The following is an 18,418-nucleotide window of genomic DNA, read 5'->3' on the forward strand; positions in this document are numbered from 1 at the left end:
GCGCCGCGTCACCCTAAAATGCGGCGATGGCCTACCTCGTGCTCGCTCGCAAACACCGTCCCCGAACCTTCAGCGAGATGGTCGGGCAGGAGCACGTCGTGCAGGCGCTCGAGAACGCGCTGACCTCGCAGCGGCTGCATCACGCCTACCTCTTCACCGGCACGCGCGGGGTCGGCAAGACGACCGTCTCGCGCATCCTGGCCAAGTCGCTCAACTGCCAGGGGCCCGACGGGCAGGGCGGCATCACGGCCACGCCGTGCGGCCTATGCCAGGCGTGCAAGGACATCGACGCCGGCCGCTTCGTCGACTACACCGAACTCGATGCGGCCTCCAACCGGGGCGTCGACGAGGTCCAGGCGCTGCTGGAGCAGGCGGTCTACAAGCCGGTGCAGGGCCGCTTCAAGGTCTTCATGATCGACGAAGTCCACATGCTCACCGGCCACGCCTTCAACGCCATGCTGAAGACGCTCGAGGAGCCGCCCGAATACCTCAAGTTCGTGCTGGCCACCACCGACCCGCAGAAGGTGCCGGTCACGGTGCTGTCGCGCTGCCTGCAGTTCAACCTGCGGCCGATGGCGCCCGAGACGGTGCTGGAGCACCTCACGCAGGTGCTGCAGTCCGAGGCGGTGCCGGCCGAGCCGCCGGCGCTGCGCCTGATCTCGCGCGCCGCCCGCGGCTCGATGCGCGATGCGCTCTCGCTGACCGACCAGGCGATCGCCTTCGGCAACGGCGAGCTGCTGGAGGCGGGCGTGCGCCAGATGCTCGGCAGCGTCGACCGCGGCCACGTGTTCCGGCTGATCGAGGCGCTGTCGCAAGGCGACGGCAAGACGGTGGTCGAGACCTCCGAAGGGCTGCGCCGCGACGGTCTCTCGGCCGCTTCCACGCTGGAGGAAATGACCACCGTGCTGCAGGCGATGGCGGTGCTGCAGGCGGTGCCTTCGCGGGCCGAGTCGCGCGATGGCGCCGATCCCGATGCGGCGGAGACCGCCCGGCTGGCGGCCCTGCTGCCGGCCGACGAGACCCAACTGCTCTACAGCCTCTGCCTGCACGGCCGCGGCGAACTCGGCCTGGCGCCCGACGAGTACGCGGCGCTCACGATGGTGCTGCTGCGCCTGCTGGCCTTCAAGCCGGCCGCTGCGGCCGGGGTGGAAAAAAAAACTCTGAATGACGCTGCGCCTGCGCAGGCGCCTGCGGCCGCACCGCTGCCTCCGCCGGTGGCTGCGCCGGCGCCGGTCGAGCCGGCGCGGCCTCCTGCGGTGGCGGCCCCCGCGGCGCCGGGCCATCGGCTGCCGGTGGTCGAGGCCCCGGCGCTGAGCGCTGCCGCGCCGCCCAGGCCGGCCGCCACGCCCGAGCCAGCCGCCAGGCTGATGGCCATGCCGGTGCGCGTGCAGCCGCCGGCCGGCGCGCGCGAGGCGCCGTCTGCTGTGGCGTCGACGCCGATCCCGCCGAGCGAGGAGGGCGATTTCTGGCATGCCACCGTGACGCAGATGGTGGTGGCCGAGGCCATCACCGCGCTGACGCGCGAGCTCGCCCTGCAATCGCAGCTGGTGGCGCGCGACGTCGACCAGTGGCTGCTGCGGGTCGAGCGCGAGTCGCTCAACCAGACCAGCAGCCGCGAGAAATTGCAGGGCGCGCTCGCGGCCATGGGCCACGCGGTGACAATCGCGATCGAGATCGGCGGCGTGGTCGACAGTCCGGCGCGCCGCAACCGGCAGGCGGCCGAAGAACGCCAGCGCATCGCCGAGGAAGCGATCCACAACGACCCCGAGGTGCAGTCGATGATGCGCGACTGGGACGCGAAAATCGTTCCGGGGACGCTGCGGCCCGCTGCCCCCAACTGACTAAACTCTTTTTTTCAAACGATCGACAGGATCCCCCATGTTCAACAAAGGACAACTGGCCGGCCTCATGAAGCAGGCGCAGGCCATGCAGGACAACCTCAAGAAGGCCCAGGAAGAACTGGCCACCATCGAGGTCGAAGGCGAATCGGGTGCCGGTCTCGTGAAGGTCGTGATGACCTGCAAGCACGATGTCAAGCGCATCACGATCGACCCCAGCCTGCTGGCCGACGACAAGGACATGCTCGAAGACCTGGTGGCCGCCGCCTTCAACGCCGCCGTGCGCAAGGCCGAGGAGACCAGCGAGCAGAAAATGGGCAAGCTGACCGCCGGCATGCCCGGCCTGCCGCCCGGCATGAAGCTGCCGTTCTGAGCCTCCATCGGCCCTCGATGGCGGATTCCAGTTCGCTCGATGCGCTGGTCGAGGCGCTGCGCCGGCTGCCCGGCGTCGGCGCCAAGTCGGCCTCGCGCATGGCTTTCCACCTGCTGCAGCACGACCGCGAAGGCACGCTGATGCTGGCGCGCGCCCTGCAGCAGGCCGCCAGCAACGTGCGCCATTGCGAGCGCTGCAACACCTTCACCGAAGGCCAGGTCTGCAGCGTCTGCCAGGATGCCCGGCGCGATGGCAGCAAGCTCTGCGTGGTCGAGACCCCGGCCGACCAGGCCGCGCTCGAGCGCACCGGCGTGTTCCGCGGCTATTACTTCGTGCTGATGGGCAAGCTGAGCCCGCTCGATGGCGTGGGGCCGAACGACATCGGACTCGCGAAGCTGTTCGCGCGCGCGCTCGACGGCATCGTGAGCGAGGTGATCCTCGCCACCAACTTCACCGCCGAAGGCGAGGCCACGGCCCATGTGATCGGCGATGCGCTCAAGCAGCGCGGCCTTTCGGTGACCCGGCTGGCGCGCGGCGTGCCGGCCGGCAGCGAGCTCGAATACGTCGATCTCGGCACCATCGCCCATGCGCTGGTCGACCGTCGCTGAGGGCCGGGCAAGAGCCTTTCAGTTTACGTAAAAACCCGCACGGGATGTTCCCGATGCAGGGGCAGGGGGGCGCCCCTAAGCTCGATTCGAATCACACGAAAAGAGCCCGCGGGCGCCACTCATGCTCAATCGCCGTACCTTTACCGTTGCCGCAGCGCTGGGCGCCGCTGCGATCGGGGCGCCACTGGTCCATGGCCAGCCCAAGCTCGAAAAATCCAAGGTCTCCATCGCGGTCGGTGGCAAGGCGGCCTTCTACTACCTGCCGCTCACCATCTCCGAGCAGCTCGGCTACTTCAAGGCCGAAGGGCTCGACGTCGAAATATCGGACTTCGCCGGCGGCGCCAGGGCGTTGCAGGCGGTCGTCGGCGGCTCGGCCGACGTCTGTTCGGGCGCCTTCGAGCACACCATCAACCTGCAGGCCAAGAACCAGTTCTTTCAGGCCTTCGTGCTGCAGGGGCGCGCGCCGCAGATCGCCATCGGCGTGTCGACCAAGAACATGCCCGCCTACTCGGGCATCGCCGACCTCAAGGGGCGCAAGATCGGGGTCTCGGCGCCGGGCTCGTCGACCAACATGGTGGCCAACCTGCTGCTGTCGCGCGGCGGGCTCAAGGCCAGCGACGTGAGCTACATCGGCGTCGGCGTGGCCGCCGGCGCGCTGACGGCGCTGCGTTCGGGCCAGATCGACGCGATCAGCAACACCGATCCGGTGATGACGATGCTCGAGCAGAAGGGCGACGTGAAGATCATCAGCGACACGCGCACCCTGAAGGGCACGCAGGAGGTGTTCGGCGGCCTGATGCCGGCCGCCTGCCTCTATGCCTCGTCGGAGTTCATCCAGAAGAACCCCAACACCTGCCAGGCCCTGGCCAATGCCATCGTGCATGGCCTCAAGTGGCTGCAGACCGCCGGGCCGGGCGACATCATCAAGACCGTGCCGGAGGCCTACCTGCTGGGCGACCGGGCCTTGTACCTGGCCTCGTTCGACAAGGTGCGCGAGGCCATCGCGATCGATGGACTGGTGCCGGCCGACGGCCCCAAGACCGCGCTCACCGCCATCGCGAGCTTCGACCCCACGGTCAAGGCCGACAAGATCGACCTGGCGAAGCTCTACACCAACGAGTTTGCGCGGCGCGCCAAGGACAAGTTCAAAGCCTGACCCCGGTGTCGCTGCAACCCGGCCCAGGCCGGGTTTTTTCTTCCAAGCCCATGGCCGCCCACGCGCTCGAACTGATCGATATCCGCTGCACCTTCCGCGCGAAGGACGACCACAGCCAGCGCTACACCGCGGTGGCGGACACCACGCTGCGCATCGCCGACGGCGAGTTCGTCTCGGTGGTCGGCCCGACCGGCTGCGGCAAGTCGACCTTGCTGAACGTCGGCGCCGGCCTGCTCGAGCCCTCGTCGGGATCGGTGCGGGTGTTCGGCCAGCCGCTGTCCGGCATCAACACGCGGGCCGGCTACATGTTCCAGACCGAAGCGCTGATGCCCTGGCGCAGCGCGCTGGACAACGTGAGGGTGGGCCTGCAGTACCGCGGCGTGCCCGATGCCCAGGCCAGGGAGCAGGCCGAGGCCTGGCTCGCGCGGGTCGGCCTGGCGGGCTTCGGCGACCGCTATCCGCATCAGCTCTCCGGCGGCATGCGCAAGCGCACCGCGCTGGCGCAGGTGCTGGCGCTCGACCCGGACATCATCCTGATGGACGAGCCCTTCAGCGCGCTCGACATCCAGACCCGGCAACTGATGGAGAACGAAGTGCTGGACCTCTGGGCTGCCAAGAAAAAGGCGGTGCTCTTCATCACCCACGATCTCGACGAAGCGATCGCGATGAGCGACCGCGTGGTGGTGCTCTCCGCCGGCCCCGCGACCCACCCGATCGGCGAGTTCGAGATCGACCTGCCGCGGCCGCGCGACGTCGCCGAGGTCCGCGTGCAGCCACGCTTCGTCGAGCTTCACACGCAGATCTGGAACGTGCTGCGCGACGAGGTGCTCAAGGGCTATGCGCAGCAGTTGAAGAAGGCTGCCTGACCATGCGCATCCGACCCGGCGAGAGCAATGCGCGCTTCTGGCAGCTGGCGGTGCTGGTCGCGCTGCTGGCAGGCTGGCACCTGGCGTCGCGCAACCAGCAGTTCGCCTTCTTCGTCGGCGAACCGATCCAGGTGGCCGGCCGCATCTGGCGCTGGTTCATGCCGTTCGCGATCCCGCCGAATGCGTTGTTCCCCGACGGCCTGGCGGGCAACGCCGACATCTACGTGCACCTGGGCACCACCTTGCTCGAGACCCTGCTGGCCTTCGTGATCGGCACCGTGCTGGGCCTGGCCTGCGGCCTCTGGCTGGCCTTGGCGCCGACCGCGAGCCTGGTCTTCGACCCCTACATCAAGGCGGCGAACTCGATGCCGCGCGTGATCCTGGCGCCGATCTTCGCGCTGTGGTTCGGCCTCGGCATCTGGAGCAAGGTGGCGCTGGCGGTCACGCTGGTGTTCTTCATCGTCTTCTTCAACGTCTACCAGGGCGTGCGCGAGGTCAGCCCGGTGGTGCTGGCCAACGCGCGCATGCTCGGCGCCAACCAGCGGCAGCTGCTGCGCACCGTCTACCTGCCGAGCGCGACCAGCTGGGTGTTCTCCAGCCTGCACACCTCGGTCGGGCTGGCCTTCGTCGGCGCGGTGGTGGGCGAGTACCTGGGCTCGGCGCGCGGCGTGGGCTACCTCATCCTGCAGGCCGAGGGCACCTTCGACGTCAACACCGTGTTTGCGGGCATCGTGGTGCTGACCGCCTTCGCGCTGCTGCTCGATGCGATCGTCGGCGTGCTCGAGAAGCGCCTCATGAAGTGGCAGCCGCGCAGCGGCGAGACCGAGAAGCTCTAGCGTTTTTTCTTCGACGGCGTGCCGCCGCGCTTCTCGCGCACGACTTCCTTGCTGCTCGAGGTCTTGGTCAGCTTGGCGGACGAGCTCTTGGCGCTGGTGCCGCCGCGCGGCGGCACGGCGCTGCTCTTGAGCACCGGCGCGCGGCCGATGCCCGAGCCCACGCCGGCGGCCTTCGCGGCCCGCACGGGCAGGAACACCACCACTTCATAGCCGCGCTGGAAGGTGTGGCTCGCCTTGACGTCGTTCCATTCGGCAACGCTGGCGGGGCTCAGCCGGTAGCGCCGCGCAATGCTGGCGACGCTGTCCTGGCGCCCGGCCTTGATCACCGTGCGGCGGGTGACGATCTCGGGCTGGAAGCTCAGCTGCCCGGTGTCGGCCACCGCCGCCGCAACGTCCTCCTGGACCCTCGCGCTGCGTGGAACGATCAAGGTCGAGCCGGACTTGATCAGCATGCGCGGCGGCACGTTGTTGATGGCCCGCAGGTCGGTCTCGCTCATGCCCGCGCGCTGCGCGGCATCGGCCACGGTCATGGTCGAGGGCACGGTCCAGGCGGTCCAGCTGGCGTACTGGCCCTGGCTGTAGGCCTCGAAGTTGCGCTGGAACACGGCCGCGTTGTCCCACGGCAGAAGGATCTCGGGCGTGCCGGCCGCCAGCAGCACCGGCTTGTGGGCCGAGGGATTGAGGGCCCGGAAGTCCTCGATCTGCACGTCCGCCAGCTTGGCCGCCAGCGTGACGTCGAGATCGCGCTTGAGCGTGACGGTCTGGAAGTAGGGGTGGTTGGCGATCAGCGGCAGGTCGACATTGAAGCGCGCCGGATTGGCGACGATGTTCTTGACGGCCTGCAGCTTCGGCACGTAGAGCCGGGTCTCGGCCGGCATCGACAGGTCGCTGTAGGTGGTCGGCAGGCCGGCGCGCTGGTTCTTGGCGATCGCCTTGGCCACGTTGCCTTCGCCCCAGTTGTAGGCGGCCAGCGCGAGCTGCCAGTCGCCGAACATGCCGTAGAGCCGCTGCAGGTAGTCGAGCGCCGCCCGGGTCGAGGCGACCACGTCGCGCCGGTCGTCGCGGAAGATGTTCTGCTTCAGGTCGTAGTCGGTGCCGGTGGCCGGCATGAACTGCCACATGCCGGCGGCGCGCGCGCTCGACACGGCCTGCGGATTGAAGGCGCTCTCGATGTAGGGCAAGAGCGCGATCTCGGTCGGCATGTCGCGCCGCTCGAGTTCCTCGACGATGTGGAAGATGTAGCGGTTGGAGCGCTCGGTCATGCGCTGGATGTAGTCGGGCCGGCTGGCATACCACTGCTCGCGGTCGCGCACCAGGTCGCTGTCGAGGTCGGGCATCTTGAAGCCGCGGCGGATGCGGTCCCACATGTCGACCGGCGGGGCGAGCGTGACCACGGGGCGCGACTTGGTGTCGCCCGAGGTGATCGGCGTCAGGCTGCCGCGCGGGTAGACCGGCGAGGCACCGCCGGCGGCGGCATTGGACGACGACCCATCCGTCGACGGACCGGTGCCCGTGGCGCAACCCGCCAGGAACAGGGAGCCCGCGAGGCAGGCGGCTAGCAGAAATTTCATCGAGAGTCGTTCTTCCATGGGTGCCGGGCAGCGAGCGAGGGCCGTGGCGGCTCGCCGCGCGCACGCAATGCGTCGCAATGCGCCGTGGAGTGAGTGGGATCCGGCTTGCGGGGTTCCACGCTTTGCGCGAATCTCCGGTTAGCAAGTGTGTATCCGTGGTGCGCCGCCACACCGTTGACGCCATCGGCGCGGGGGCGCGTGACTAGAATCGCGGCCAGTTGCAGTTTCTCGCGCCCGCGTGCATCGAACACGGGTCTTGCATCCCCTGGGTCGACCTCGATCGCGTTGCGCCCCTCCTGCAGCATCCAGATGTAGTTGTCGGCAAGGGCGGGCAGCGGAACGAGGGTCATGAGCGGTCAAATTATAGGTTTGCACGATTGGTTCGAGACCCCCCCGGGCCGCTACCTGCTGGCGTGGGAGCAGGCCCAGTTCGACCAGGCGGTGGCCGACATCTTCGGCTATCACGCGCTGCAGCTGGGCCTCAGCGAGGTCCAGGGGCTGCGCGCCAACCGCATGCCGCACCGCTGGCTGGCACTGTCCGACCCGGCCCAGGCCGGCGCGGCCGCGCTGTGGACCGACTTTTCGGCCCTGCCTTTTCCGGCCAACAGCCTCGACCTCGTGGTGCTGCCGCACACGCTCGAGCTCAGCCCCGACCCCCACGCGACCCTGCGCGAGGTCGAGCGGGTGCTGGTGCCCGAGGGGCGGGTCGTCATCTGCGGCCTGAACCCGGCCAGCCTCTGGGGCATGCGGCAGCGGCGCGCCCACCTGTACCGCGGGCTGGGGTTCGGCGAGCTGTTCCTGCCCGAGGCCGGCGACTTCATCGGCTACCGGCGCATGCGCGACTGGCTGCGGCTGCTGAGCTTCGAGGTCGAGTCGGGCCGGTTCGGCGTCTACCGGCCGGCCGTGCGCAGCGAGGCCTGGCTGGAGCGCTGCCGCTGGTTCGACGCCGCCGGCGAGCGCTGGTGGCCGATCTTCGGTGCGGTCTATTTCCTGGTGGCCGTGAAACGGGTGCGCGGGCTGCGCCTGTTGAGCGCCGACTGGCGCCGTGCCGCATCGCGCGCCAGCGCGCCGGTGCCGATCGCCGGCAAGATGCACCGGGGGCGCGACAATGGCGGCCAGCTAGAAGAAGGAAGCGGTTCTTGAACGAAGTACAGATCTATACCGACGGTGCCTGCAAGGGCAACCCCGGTCCCGGCGGCTGGGGCGCATGGCTCAAGTCGGGCGCCACCGAAAAAGAGCTTTTCGGCGGCGAACTCAACACCACCAACAACCGCATGGAACTGCAGGCCGTGATCGAAGGCCTGGGCGCGCTCAAGCGCCCGTGCAAGGTCGTCCTCTACCTGGACAGCCAGTACGTGCGCATGGGCATCACCGAGTGGATCCGCGGCTGGAAGGCCAAGGGCTGGCGCACCTCGACCAAGCAGCCGGTGAAGAACGTCGAGCTCTGGCAGCAACTCGACAAGCTGGTGGCCGAGGGCGGCCACCAGATCGAATGGCGCTGGGTCAAGGGCCATTCGGGCGATCCGGGCAACGAGCGCGCCGATGCGCTCGCCAACAAGGGCGTCGAGCGGGCGCTCGGACGGATCTAGCGCCGCAGCAGCCGCTCCGGCGCCTCGGGCACGTCGCCCATGCGGGCCCTGAACAGCAGGTCGTCGGTGACCCGCAAGCGGCGGCTCATCTCGCGGGCGATGTTCATCTGGATCAGCGCGAACTGCTCGACGTCGCGTTCGAAGACCCGGTAGAGGTTGGCGGCAGTGAGTTCGATCGCGCTGCAGTCGACGTCGGCACGGACCGAGGCGCTGCGCGGGAAGAGGTCGAGCAGCGCCATCTCGCCGAAGCAATCGCCCTGGGCCAGGCGCCGGATCAGCAACTCGTGCGAATGCCAGGTCTTGGAGATGGTCACGCTGCCGGTCTCGAGCACGAACATGCCGTGGCCGGGCTCGCCCTCGCGGAAAAAATAGCCCCCGCGCGGCACCTTGACCAGCGGCGCAGCCGTCAGCAGGAACTCGACGGTGTCCGCAGCAATGGCGCCGAAGATCGGCATCTGCTGCATCAGTTCGATCCTGCTCGCTGCCATGCGCAACTCCAATGAGGCCTGGGCGGGGACCGACCTTACACCACGCCTTCGAAGATCATGACGTCGACCGTGTCGCCCGGCGCCACGCTCTGCTGGTCATGGTGCAGCACCACCAGCCCGTTGGCCTCGACCATCGAACTCAACACGCCCGAGCCCTGGTTGCCCGCGATGCGCACCTGCGGCAGGGCACCCGCCACCTGCTCGACCCGGCCGCGCTGGTATTCGGTGCGCCCGGGCTTCTTGCGGATCGCGTCGACGCTGGTGGCGCGCAGCAGCGGCGGCGGCGCGGCGCAGGCGGGGTTGCAGCCCATCATCTGGAGCAGCGCCGGGCGCACGAAGGCGAGAAAGGTGACCATCACGGCCACCGGGTTGCCCGGCAGACCGAACAGCACGGCCGGCCCGCGGGGGGGGCCCGGCGCCGGGATCAGGCCGACCGCCATCGGCCGGCCGGGCCGCATGGCGACGCGCCAGAACGCCATGTCGCCGAGCCGCTGCATGACGGCGCGCGTGTGGTCGGCCTCGCCGACGCTGACGCCGCCGCTGGTGATGATGGCGTCGGCCTCGGCGGCGGCGCGGCGCAGTGCCGATTCGAGCGCCGCCGGGTCGTCGCGCACCAGGCCGAGGTCGATCACCTCGCAGCCCAGCCGCGCCAGCAGGCCGAACACCGTGTAGCGGTTGCTGTCGTAGACCGCGCCTTCGCGCGGCAGTTCGCCAAGGCTCAGGATCTCGTCGCCGGTGGAGAAGTAGGCGACGCGCAGGCGCCGCAGCACCGGCACCATCGGCAGCCCGAGGCTGGCCACCATGCCGAGCGCGGCCGGGGTGACGATCTGGCCGCGCCGCAGCGCCGGCTGGCCCTGCATCAGGTCTTCGCCGGCGAAGCGGCGGTTGTCGCCGCGCCGCAGCGCCTGGGCCGGGAAGCTCACCCGGTCGCCCTCGACCGTGCAGAACTCCTGCGGAATCACGGTGTCGAGGCCGGCCGGCATCACGGCGCCGGTCATGATCTTGACGGCGTCGCCCGCGCCCGGCGCGCCGCGCCAGGCGGCGCCGGCCAGGGCGGTGCCGACCACCCGCAGGCTCAGCGTGGTGTCGCCGGCGGCTGCGAGCTGCGCGCCATCGAAGGCGAAGCCGTCCATGGCCGAGTTGTCGTGGGGCGGCACGCTGACCGGCGACACGATGTCCTCGGCCAGCACCCGTCCGAGCGCATCGCGCAGGGCCAGGCGCTCGACCTCGGTGACGATCGCCGGCCCGGCCAGCTGCGCCAGGAAAGCCTGCACGGCATCGACGCCCAGCGCCTTGGGGTCGTAGCCCGCCAGCGCGGCGGCGATTTCGGCGATTCGGCTCATGGCGGGAGGGGCATCACGAAGGCTGGCGCTCGAGCGTGTGCAACTCGGCCAGCGTATTGGCATTGAAGAAGGCGTTGGCGGCGTCGCCAGGGCGGTCGAAGGGCACCAGCACGGTGTGGTGCTGACCGGTCCACTGGTCGATCTTGCGGCCGCCGTCCTGCGTGAAGCGCACCAGGCTCTCGAGCAGCGTGGTGCGCAGCAGGCAGAACACCGGCTGCGGGAACAGCGCCGATGCGGCGCCCGGCGGACCCGCCGCCTCGGGCGCACAGACCATCGCGATGTCCGCCTGCCGGTCCGCCAGGGCCGTCGCCAGCCGGCTGGCGAGGTCGAGCGGGAACAGCGGGGAGTCGCACGGCACGGTGAGCAGGTAGGGGGTCTCGCAGCGCTCCAGGCCGGTCAGGAAGCCGGCCAGCGGACCGGCGTAGTCGGCCAGCCCGTCGGGCCAGACCGGCACGCCGAAGGACTCGTAGGCGGCCAGGTTGCGATTGGCGTTGACCAGCACATGGCCGACCTGCAGGCCCAGCCGCTGCACCGCATGCAGCGCGAGCGGGATGCCGTTGAAGCTCTGCAGGCCCTTGTCGACGCCGCCCATGCGCGAACCGCGCCCGCCGGCGAGCACGAGGCCGGTGATGTCGCTGGCAGCGATGGGGGCCGGCGCGCTCATCCGCCGATGTAGCTCATCTCGACCCGGCGCGCCGCGCCGGCATCGGTGTCGGGAACGCGCGAGGCGCGCAGCTCGGAGTAGCGGTCGCCGCGGCCCTGCCAGATGTGGCCGAGCGCGGAGGCGATCTGCGTGTCGTCGGCATCGCCGCGCAGGAGTGGCCGCAGGTCGTGCCCCTGGCTCGCGAACAGGCACAGGTAGAGCTTGCCTTCGGTCGACAGCCGGGCGCGGCTGCAGTCGTGGCAGAAGGCCTGGGTCACGCTGCTGATGACGCCGATCTCGCCGCCGCCGTCGGCGTAGGCCCAGCGCTGTGCGGTCTCCCCGGGAGCGCTGGCTTCCAGCGGCATGAGCGGGAATTCGGCGCCGAGGCGGCGCACCACCTCGGCCGATGGCAGCACCTCGTCCATGCGCCAGCCGTTGGTGGCGCCGACGTCCATGTATTCGATGAAGCGCAGCACCACGCCGCTGCCGCGGAAGTGGCGCGCCATCGGCAGGATTTCCTGTTCGTTGGTGCCGCGCTTGACCACCATGTTGACCTTGATCGGGCCCAGGCCGGCCGCCTTCGCGGCCTCGATGCCGGCCAGCACTTCGGCGACGGGGAAGTCGACATCGTTCATCTGGCGGAACACCGTGTCGTCGAGGCCGTCGAGGCTGACGGTCACGCGCTTCAGGCCGGCGGCCTTCAATGCGGGGGCCTTGCGCGCCAGCAGGGAGCCGTTGGTGGTCAGCGTGAGGTCCAGCGGCTGGCCCTGCGGCGTGCGCAGCGCGGCGAGCTGCTCGATCAGCACCTCCAGGTTCTTGCGCAGCAGCGGCTCGCCGCCGGTGAGCCGGATCTTGTGCACGCCGTGGCTGGCGAACAGGCGTGCCAGCCGCGTGATCTCCTCGAAGCTCAGCAGCGCGCTGTGGGGCAGGTACCGGTAGTCCTTGTCGAACACTTCCTTCGGCATGCAGTAGCTGCAGCGGAAGTTGCAGCGGTCGGTGACGCTGATGCGCAGGTCGGTCAGCGGCCGGGCCAGCCGGTCGAGCAGCACGCCGGTGGCCGCCACGGCGGGCGCGGCCGGCCCGGCGCGGGCCGCGCGACCGATCTCGGCGATGTTGACGACATGCTGCGAACTCATGGGAGGGCCAATTTACCGCATCGCCCGGCCTGATACGGTGGCAAGGCCTTGAGGTGGATCAGACGCAACGGGCGCCATCGACCTCGATGCAGACCCCGCTGATGAACGCGGCCTCGTCGCTGGCCAGGTAGAGCGCCGCGTTGGCGACGTCGAGCGCGGTGGAGAAGCGGCCCAGCGGGATGGTGGCGCGGAACTTGGCCTTGCGCTCTTCGGTGACCGGACCGCCGGCGAACTCGGCCGCCAGGCCGGTGTCCGGGTTGAACACCGGGTTGATGCAGTTGACCCGGATGTTGTCGGGTCCGAGCTCGGCGGCCAGCGATTTGCTGGTCGTGATCACGGCGCCCTTGGAGCCGTTGTACCAGGTGAGGCCGGGGCGGGGGCGCACGCCCGCCGTCGAGGCGATGTTGATGAACGATCCGCCGCCGTTGGCCCGCAAGGCCGGCACCGCATGGATGGTCGACAGGTAGATGCTCTTGACGTTGACCGAATAGCAGCGGTCGAACTCGTCCTCGCTGACCTCCAGCGCCGGCCGGTTGCGGTGCGTCCAGCCGGCGTTGTTGACCATCACGTCGAGCTTGCCATGGCGCTGCACGGCGGCGTCGACGAGGGCTTTCATCGCCTCGGATCTGGTGACATCGGCGGCGAAGAACGAGGCCCGGCCACCGTCGCGCAGGATCGCCTCGACCACCTGCTCGCCGAGCGCCTGGTTGATGTCGTTGACGATGACCTGCGCGCCCTCGGCCGCCAGCCGTTTCGCGATGCCCTCGCCGATGCCGCCGCCGGCACCGGTCACGATGATGGATTTGTCCTTGACCCGCATGTCTCTGATCTCCGTTCGTTTGTGATGTGTCGCTCAGCCGTGCTTGACAGCGACGGTCTTGAGCGTGGTGAAGCCGTACAGCGCCTCGAAGCCCTTCTCGCGCCCGTAGCCCGAGGACTTGACACCGCCGAAGGGCAGCTCGACGCCGCCCCCGGCGCCGTAGTTGTTGATGAAGACCTGGCCGCTCCTGACCCGCTTGGCCATCCGGAACTGCCGTCCGCCGTCGTTCGTCCAGATGCCCGCGACCAGGCCGAACGGCGTGGCGTTGGCCAGCGCGACGGCTTCGTCCTCGTCGCGGAACGGCATCGCGGCCAGCACCGGGCCGAACACTTCCTCCTGCGCCAGCCGGTGGTCCACCGGCACGTCGCGCAGCAGGGTGGGGGCCTGGTAGAAGCCGGCTTCGGGCGCCTCGTCGACCACCACGCCCTGCGCCACCATCGGAATGCCGGCCACGTGGGCGTCCGAGAGAAAGTCCCAGACGCGCTGCTGCTGCGTCTGGCGGATCAGCGGACCGACATCGAGGTCCATCGCCGCCGGGCCGACCCGCAGCGCCTCGAAGGCATGGCCGAGGCGCTCAAGCAGCGGCTCGTAGATGGCCTGGTCGATCAGCACCCGCGAGCCGGCCGAACAGGTCTGGCCGGCATTCTGGACGATGGCGTTGATCAGCACCGGGATCGCCGCGCCCAGGTCGGCGTCGGCGAACACGATCTGCGGGCTCTTGCCGCCGAGCTCGAGCGTCACCGGGCAATGCCGCTCGGCGGCCACCTGCTGGATCAGCGTCCCCACCTTGGGGCTGCCCGTGAAGCTGATGTGGTCGATGCCCGGGTGGCGCGCGAGGGCGTCGCCGACCTCATGGCCCAGGCCGGTGACGATGTTCAGCGCCCCGGGCGGAAAGCCCGCTTCGGCCGCCAGCTTGGCGACCCGGATCAGCGACAGGCAGGCGTCCTCGGACGGCTTCACCACGCAGACGTTGCCCGCGGCCAGGGCGCCGCCGACGCTGCGCCCGAAGATCTGCATCGGGTAGTTCCACGGGATGATGTGGCCCGTGACGCCGTGCGGCTCGCGCCAGGTGAAGACGCTGTAGCCGTCCTGGTAGGGAATCGTCTCGCCGTGCAGCTTGTCGCAGGCGCCGGCATAGAACTCGAAGTAGCGCACCAGCGCGAGCGCATCGGCGCGGGCCTGCTTGACCGGCTTGCCGCAGTCGCGCTGCTCGATCAGCGCCAGCTCGTCGACATGTTCGGCGATCTTCTGCGACAGCCTGTAGAGCAGCCGGCCGCGCTCGGCCGCGCTGACCTTGTGCCAGCCGGTCTCGAAGCAATGGCGCGCCGCCTGCACCGCGGCGTCGATGTCGGCGGCGTTGCCGCGCTGCAGCTCGTCGAAGGGCTGGCCGTCGGAAGGATCGATCACCGGCAGCGTGCGGCCGGAGGAGGAAGCAACGTTCTCGTTGCCGATGTAGTTGAGTTGCATGGGGCAAATCTTAAAGGTCAGCGCGAAGGCGGCGCCTTCGGCAGGGCCCGCAGCGCGTTGAGCATGCGCTCGACGTGCTTGTCCGGATTCAGGTTCTGATAGTAGTAGGCGACCTTGCCGCTGGGCGCGATCACGTACGACAGGCGATTGGCGAAGTCGGGCCGGGTCTGCATCAGGGCGTCGAAGCCCTCGATCACGGTCTTGGCCTCGTCGGAGGCGACCGGAAACCGGCTCTGGCAGGACTTGACCGAGAACTTCGCCAGCGTGTCGATGTCGTCGGCCGACACCCCGATCACCGTGGCGCCGAGCGCCGTGAACTGGTCGATGGCCTCGGCGAAGGCGTGGGCCTCGATCGAGCAGTCGGCCGAGTCGGCCGCCGGGAAGAAGTAGAGCACCACCGGGCCCTTGGCCAGCGCGTCGGCGAGCGAATAGCGAAAGGTCTTGCCGCCGAGTGCCGCGTTGGCCGTGAATTTCGGCGCCGGGTCGCCGATGTCCAGCGCGGCAACGGCCGGCAGGGCCAGCGCGGTGGCGGCCGCCATGAAAATTGCGCGTGCGCTGATCGAGAACGTCATGATGTCACCCCGGGTGGAAGCGTTTCGAATTCTAGGACCGCATGCCGTGGTCCCCGACGCCCGCCCGCCGCCACGAAAGCACACGACCTATGAGGATGGACCTGCTCCGCTGGTTTCGCCTGGCGCTGCTCGGCGCCGGCATCGCCCTGCTGGGCGCCTGCGGCTCGCTGCCGATCGCCCGCGACCGCCCGGCCGACTACGCGGCGGCGCCCGATCGCTCGACCCGGCTGGCAAAGATCGTCGCCGATTCGACGCCGCCGGGCGAGCACTCGGGATTCCGGCTGATGCCGCTGGGCGTCTATTCGCTCGATGCCCGCATCCAGCTCGCCCAGCGGGCTCAGCAATCGCTGGTGGTGCAGTACTACCAGCTCGAGAACGACGCCACCGGGCGGCTGCTGATGCGCGCCGTGCGCGAAGCCGCCGCCCGCGGTGTCAAGGTGCGGGTGCTGGTCGACGACCTCTACACCGCGAAGAGCCAGCAGCCGCTGCTGGCGCTGTCGCGCACGCCCAACGTGGAGGTTCGGCTCTTCAACCCCTTCTGCTGCGGCCGCGACGGCTTCCTGTCGCGCTTCGTCGCCTCGCCGCAGGACATCCCGCGGCTCAACCACCGCATGCACAACAAGCTCTTCATCGCCGACGGCGCGGTGGCGGTGGTCGGCGGGCGCAACATCGCGGACGAGTACTTCGTCCTCAGCCAGGCGCAGAACTTCATCGACATGGACGCCCTGGTGGTCGGCCGGGTGGTGGCCGAGTTCGAGGCGATCTTCGATGCCTACTGGAACGCCGAGCAGGTCTGGCCGATCGCCGAGATCGTGCGCGGCCGCCCGGGCGGCCCGGACGACTTCGATGCCTGGATCGGGATGAGCTCCCCGCCGCCGAAGATCGAGCTGCCGCCTTCGGACGTGCTCGGCTACGGGCCGATCGCCGAGGAACTCGACGGCGGCCGCATGGGACTGCTGTGGGGCGAGGCGCATGCGGTGGCCGATCCGCCGACCAAGCCGGCCGCGATGAGCGCCGACGAGGCGCTCGCGACCAGCGTCACCATGAAGGTCTGGGGCCTCCTGATGGATGCTCGCTTCGAAGTCGACCTGACCTCGCCCTACCTGGTGCCGGGCGAGAAGGGGATGGCCGCGTTCGAGGACCTGTCGCGGCGCAAGGTCAAGCTGACGCTGCTGACCAACTCCCTGGCCGCCAACGACGAGCCGCTGGTCCACACCGGCTATGCGCGCTACCGCGAGCGCCTGCTCGCCAGCGGCGCCGACCTCTACGAGCTGAGCCCCGCGCGCACCACGGCCAACAAGCGCTTCGACATGTTCGGCAATTCGCTCGGCCGGCTGCACGCCAAGACGGCCGCGATCGACCGGCGGCGCATCTTCATCGGCTCGATGAACCTGGACCCGCGCTCGGCAACCCAGAACACCGAAATGGGGGTGGTGGTCGACAGCCCCCAGCTGGCGCGGGAAATGCTGCGGGTGATCAACATCAGCAAATTCCAGAATTCCTACCGCCTGCGGCTGGACAAGAGCACCGGCGCCCTCGAATGGCTCACCACCGACGGCGAAAAGGAGATGATCCTCACATCGGAGCCCGAGTCCGGCTTTTTCAAGCGTTTCTACAATTCCCTCATCGCCCCGATCGTGCCGGAGATGCTGTTGTAGGCTCGGGGGATGGTTCTTTCACGCCCTTGCAATCCTTCGGCACGGCCCCACATGCCGTGCATGAACGCTACCCACACCCCCGCGCACAAGGCCGATCTGGCCGTCACGCATGTCCTGGCCCAGCTCCTCGAGCGGCTGGAACACAGCGCCGTGCCGGTAGGCCCCGAGCAATACCGGTCGGTGGTGACGCACCTGGTCGAGCAATTCCGAGATGCCGAGGCCGGCTCCGAGCTGGGCCAGCTGCTGGACGCCTATCCGGCCGCCTCCGAGGTGTACGAAAACCTCAACTACCAGCATGCCGGCCTGTGCCGCTCGGCGCTCGACGCCTCGCTGGCCGCCGAACTGGCCGCCCGCAAGGCCATCGAACGCGCCATGCGCGCCGCCGGACCGGAAGCCGCCCATGAGTAAGGCCGAGGTCAAGACCGCCGTGGTGGCCGACGGGCTGCGCTACAAGGCCAAGGCACCAGGCTCGCCGTTCCGGGCCTCGGCGTCCTTCAGCGGCGCCACCATGTCCTGCTTCATGTGCGGCAAGCATCGGGTGCGCTCCCAAATGCGAACCCGGCAGCTGCTGGGCAAGTCGCAGACCGTCTGCGCGCCGTCCTGCAAGGCACTCGACGAACTGGTGGAAGCCGGCGGCGGGGCCTGACAGGGCGAGCCAGCGATGGCTATCGGCAGTCCATTGATAATTGATTGAGTCAATTTAATACTTCGTGTTGCCTATCCATTGAAGGCAATTCGGACTACAGTTAGAAACAATTGGTGCAACAGATTGTGCCAATACCTAAGTTCTAATTGAGTAGATTCAATGCTTCCAATGAATACCATTGCCTGCAACGGGTCGAAACTGACTCGAATGCTTGCGAAAGGACGGCTTCTGTGAGCCAGCTGCGTCACGTCATCATGCAGGTCGTCAAGCGCTCGGGCGGCGCAACGCACCATGTCGAGTTCTGCATCGACGACAACTTTGCCGAACGCCTGCGGCAGTTGCGTTCGCTGGTGCCGCCGCTCAATGGGCTCAACAAGCAGCGCGACCTGGTCATCGACAAGGTGCGCGTGCGGCTGCCGACCGCCATCTGGCGCTGCGGCGGCGACATCGACAGCTCGGTCGAGGGTTCGTGCATCGTGATCGCGGCCGAAGGCTTCTTCAACTGCGGCGCCAAGGACCGCAAGACGAAGGAAAAGCTGGTCACCTACACCTTCCCGATCGCGCGCCTGATCGAGCTCCACATGGAGCGCCCGGCGGGCGAGACCTTCTACATCCGCGACGGCATCTTCACCAACGACGAGCCGGCTGAGTCCGCCGCCGGCCGTTGGGTGGCCTCGCTGCATGAACTCGAGGAAATGCGGGTGCCCGAGGCACCGTCGGATTTCGACACCCTGCAGGGCGTGCCGCTGCGCACCGAGCAGGGCGCGCTGCCGGTGCAGCGCGCCAGCCTCAACTGAGCGGCGCGCAG

21 protein-coding genes are annotated in these 18,418 nt (G+C 69.0%); 12 read left to right on the forward strand and 9 right to left on the reverse strand.

The window, feature by feature from the left end:
• Nucleotides 1-26 precede the first annotated feature (26 nt).
• The 6 genes from dnaX (at nt 27) to QTI33_RS24745 (ending at nt 5,677) form a co-directional block, all read left to right on the forward strand.
• Complete coding sequence (dnaX, locus tag QTI33_RS24720; RefSeq protein WP_286509008.1) at nt 27-1,841, forward strand: DNA polymerase III subunit gamma/tau; 1,815 nt, start codon at nt 27-29, stop codon at nt 1,839-1,841.
• Nucleotides 1,842-1,878: 37 nt separating this feature from the next.
• Nucleotides 1,879-2,211 (forward strand): YbaB/EbfC family nucleoid-associated protein, encoded by a 333-nt coding sequence (locus QTI33_RS24725; RefSeq protein WP_012747441.1) that lies wholly within the window; start codon nt 1,879-1,881, stop codon nt 2,209-2,211.
• A gap of 17 nt (nt 2,212-2,228) precedes the next feature.
• A complete protein-coding gene (gene recR, locus QTI33_RS24730; protein WP_286509009.1) occupies nt 2,229-2,819 on the forward strand; it encodes a recombination mediator RecR in 591 nt (196 codons plus the stop codon).
• Between the two features lie 121 nt (nt 2,820-2,940).
• Entirely contained in the window at nt 2,941-3,975 is a 1,035-nt protein-coding gene (locus tag QTI33_RS24735) for an ABC transporter substrate-binding protein (protein ID WP_286509010.1), read from the forward strand.
• 50 nt (nt 3,976-4,025) lie between these two features.
• Nucleotides 4,026-4,841, forward strand: coding sequence for an ABC transporter ATP-binding protein (locus QTI33_RS24740; RefSeq protein ID WP_286509011.1), 816 nt, complete (start codon nt 4,026-4,028; stop codon nt 4,839-4,841).
• Nucleotides 4,842-4,843: 2 nt separating this feature from the next.
• Nucleotides 4,844-5,677: an ABC transporter permease gene (locus QTI33_RS24745; protein WP_286509012.1), complete on the forward strand. Its 834-nt coding sequence runs from the start codon at nt 4,844-4,846 to the stop codon at nt 5,675-5,677.
• Here QTI33_RS24745 and QTI33_RS24750 read toward each other — a convergent pair.
• Both QTI33_RS24750 and QTI33_RS35295 read right to left on the reverse strand, forming a co-directional pair.
• Entirely contained in the window at nt 5,674-7,248 is a 1,575-nt protein-coding gene (locus tag QTI33_RS24750) for a transglycosylase SLT domain-containing protein (RefSeq protein WP_286509013.1), read from the reverse strand. The two genes, QTI33_RS24745 and QTI33_RS24750, sit on opposite strands and share 4 nt — an antisense overlap.
• Nucleotides 7,245-7,598, reverse strand: coding sequence for a hypothetical protein (locus QTI33_RS35295; RefSeq protein WP_444814885.1), 354 nt, complete (start codon nt 7,596-7,598; stop codon nt 7,245-7,247). The genes QTI33_RS24750 and QTI33_RS35295 overlap by 4 nt, the downstream gene beginning before the upstream one ends.
• Here QTI33_RS35295 and QTI33_RS24760 point away from each other — a divergent pair.
• Together QTI33_RS24760 and rnhA are read left to right on the forward strand one after the other, a co-directional pair.
• Nucleotides 7,597-8,391, forward strand: a complete 795-nt coding sequence (locus QTI33_RS24760) for a class I SAM-dependent methyltransferase (RefSeq protein ID WP_286509014.1) — start codon at nt 7,597-7,599, stop codon at nt 8,389-8,391. The two genes, QTI33_RS35295 and QTI33_RS24760, sit on opposite strands and share 2 nt — an antisense overlap.
• Entirely contained in the window at nt 8,388-8,837 is a 450-nt protein-coding gene (rnhA, locus tag QTI33_RS24765; protein WP_286509015.1) for a ribonuclease HI, read from the forward strand. The genes QTI33_RS24760 and rnhA overlap by 4 nt, the downstream gene beginning before the upstream one ends.
• Here the strand turns inward: rnhA and QTI33_RS24770 are convergent.
• The 7 genes from QTI33_RS24770 to QTI33_RS24800 are packed head-to-tail and all read right to left on the reverse strand — an operon-like array spanning nt 8,834 to nt 15,306.
• Nucleotides 8,834-9,325 (reverse strand): Crp/Fnr family transcriptional regulator, encoded by a 492-nt coding sequence (locus tag QTI33_RS24770; RefSeq protein ID WP_286509016.1) that lies wholly within the window; start codon nt 9,323-9,325, stop codon nt 8,834-8,836. The two genes, rnhA and QTI33_RS24770, sit on opposite strands and share 4 nt — an antisense overlap.
• Nucleotides 9,326-9,360: 35 nt before the next feature.
• Nucleotides 9,361-10,668 (reverse strand): molybdopterin molybdotransferase MoeA, encoded by a 1,308-nt coding sequence (gene moeA, locus QTI33_RS24775; RefSeq protein WP_286509017.1) that lies wholly within the window; start codon nt 10,666-10,668, stop codon nt 9,361-9,363.
• A gap of 13 nt (nt 10,669-10,681) precedes the next feature.
• Nucleotides 10,682-11,332: a molybdenum cofactor guanylyltransferase MobA gene (gene mobA, locus QTI33_RS24780; protein ID WP_286509018.1), complete on the reverse strand. Its 651-nt coding sequence runs from the start codon at nt 11,330-11,332 to the stop codon at nt 10,682-10,684.
• On the reverse strand, nt 11,329-12,447 hold the full coding sequence (moaA, locus tag QTI33_RS24785; RefSeq protein WP_286509019.1) for a GTP 3',8-cyclase MoaA: 1,119 nt from the start codon (nt 12,445-12,447) through the stop codon (nt 11,329-11,331). Before moaA ends, mobA begins: the two co-directional genes overlap by 4 nt.
• Before the next feature lie 58 nt (nt 12,448-12,505).
• Complete coding sequence (locus QTI33_RS24790; RefSeq protein ID WP_286509020.1) at nt 12,506-13,267, reverse strand: SDR family oxidoreductase; 762 nt, start codon at nt 13,265-13,267, stop codon at nt 12,506-12,508.
• A gap of 33 nt (nt 13,268-13,300) precedes the next feature.
• A complete protein-coding gene (locus tag QTI33_RS24795; RefSeq protein WP_286509021.1) occupies nt 13,301-14,734 on the reverse strand; it encodes an aldehyde dehydrogenase family protein in 1,434 nt (477 codons plus the stop codon).
• Between the two features lie 17 nt (nt 14,735-14,751).
• Nucleotides 14,752-15,306, reverse strand: coding sequence for a peroxiredoxin (locus QTI33_RS24800; protein WP_444814886.1), 555 nt, complete (start codon nt 15,304-15,306; stop codon nt 14,752-14,754).
• Between the two features lie 95 nt (nt 15,307-15,401).
• Between QTI33_RS24800 and QTI33_RS24805 the strand changes: the two genes are divergently transcribed.
• The 4 genes from QTI33_RS24805 (at nt 15,402) to QTI33_RS24820 (ending at nt 18,407) form a co-directional block, all read left to right on the forward strand.
• Nucleotides 15,402-16,964: a phospholipase D family protein gene (locus QTI33_RS24805; protein WP_286509022.1), complete on the forward strand. Its 1,563-nt coding sequence runs from the start codon at nt 15,402-15,404 to the stop codon at nt 16,962-16,964.
• 60 nt (nt 16,965-17,024) lie between these two features.
• The gene (locus QTI33_RS24810) at nt 17,025-17,372 is read left to right on the forward strand and encodes a hypothetical protein (RefSeq protein WP_286509023.1); all 348 of its coding nucleotides are present in this window, start codon (nt 17,025-17,027) and stop codon (nt 17,370-17,372) included.
• Nucleotides 17,365-17,610, forward strand: a complete 246-nt coding sequence (locus tag QTI33_RS24815) for a hypothetical protein (RefSeq protein ID WP_286509024.1) — start codon at nt 17,365-17,367, stop codon at nt 17,608-17,610. The genes QTI33_RS24810 and QTI33_RS24815 overlap by 8 nt, the downstream gene beginning before the upstream one ends.
• A gap of 230 nt (nt 17,611-17,840) precedes the next feature.
• Complete coding sequence (locus tag QTI33_RS24820) at nt 17,841-18,407, forward strand: hypothetical protein (RefSeq protein ID WP_286509025.1); 567 nt, start codon at nt 17,841-17,843, stop codon at nt 18,405-18,407.
• Nucleotides 18,408-18,418: the final 11 nt, after the last annotated feature.

Origin of the sequence: Variovorax davisae, from assembly GCF_030316845.1 — a bacterium.
Taxonomy (GTDB): Bacteria; Pseudomonadota; Gammaproteobacteria; order Burkholderiales; family Burkholderiaceae_C; genus Variovorax; species Variovorax davisae.

Coding starts and splice junctions, on each gene's coding strand:
- dnaX (WP_286509008.1), top strand. CDS start 27: ATGGCCTACCTCGTGCTCGCTCGCAAACACCGTCCCCGAACCTTCAGC.
- QTI33_RS24725 (WP_012747441.1), top strand. CDS start 1,879: ATGTTCAACAAAGGACAACTGGCCGGCCTCATGAAGCAGGCGCAGGCC.
- recR (WP_286509009.1), top strand. CDS start 2,229: ATGGCGGATTCCAGTTCGCTCGATGCGCTGGTCGAGGCGCTGCGCCGG.
- QTI33_RS24735 (WP_286509010.1), top strand. CDS start 2,941: ATGCTCAATCGCCGTACCTTTACCGTTGCCGCAGCGCTGGGCGCCGCT.
- QTI33_RS24740 (WP_286509011.1), top strand. CDS start 4,026: ATGGCCGCCCACGCGCTCGAACTGATCGATATCCGCTGCACCTTCCGC.
- QTI33_RS24745 (WP_286509012.1), top strand. CDS start 4,844: ATGCGCATCCGACCCGGCGAGAGCAATGCGCGCTTCTGGCAGCTGGCG.
- QTI33_RS24750 (WP_286509013.1), bottom strand. CDS start 7,248: ATGAAATTTCTGCTAGCCGCCTGCCTCGCGGGCTCCCTGTTCCTGGCG.
- QTI33_RS24760 (WP_286509014.1), top strand. CDS start 7,597: ATGAGCGGTCAAATTATAGGTTTGCACGATTGGTTCGAGACCCCCCCG.
- QTI33_RS35295 (WP_444814885.1), bottom strand. CDS start 7,598: ATGACCCTCGTTCCGCTGCCCGCCCTTGCCGACAACTACATCTGGATG.
- QTI33_RS24770 (WP_286509016.1), bottom strand. CDS start 9,325: ATGGCAGCGAGCAGGATCGAACTGATGCAGCAGATGCCGATCTTCGGC.
- moeA (WP_286509017.1), bottom strand. CDS start 10,668: ATGAGCCGAATCGCCGAAATCGCCGCCGCGCTGGCGGGCTACGACCCC.
- mobA (WP_286509018.1), bottom strand. CDS start 11,332: ATGAGCGCGCCGGCCCCCATCGCTGCCAGCGACATCACCGGCCTCGTG.
- moaA (WP_286509019.1), bottom strand. CDS start 12,447: ATGAGTTCGCAGCATGTCGTCAACATCGCCGAGATCGGTCGCGCGGCC.
- QTI33_RS24790 (WP_286509020.1), bottom strand. CDS start 13,267: ATGCGGGTCAAGGACAAATCCATCATCGTGACCGGTGCCGGCGGCGGC.
- QTI33_RS24795 (WP_286509021.1), bottom strand. CDS start 14,734: ATGCAACTCAACTACATCGGCAACGAGAACGTTGCTTCCTCCTCCGGC.
- QTI33_RS24800 (WP_444814886.1), bottom strand. CDS start 15,306: ATGACGTTCTCGATCAGCGCACGCGCAATTTTCATGGCGGCCGCCACC.
- QTI33_RS24805 (WP_286509022.1), top strand. CDS start 15,402: ATGGACCTGCTCCGCTGGTTTCGCCTGGCGCTGCTCGGCGCCGGCATC.
- QTI33_RS24810 (WP_286509023.1), top strand. CDS start 17,025: ATGAACGCTACCCACACCCCCGCGCACAAGGCCGATCTGGCCGTCACG.
- QTI33_RS24815 (WP_286509024.1), top strand. CDS start 17,365: ATGAGTAAGGCCGAGGTCAAGACCGCCGTGGTGGCCGACGGGCTGCGC.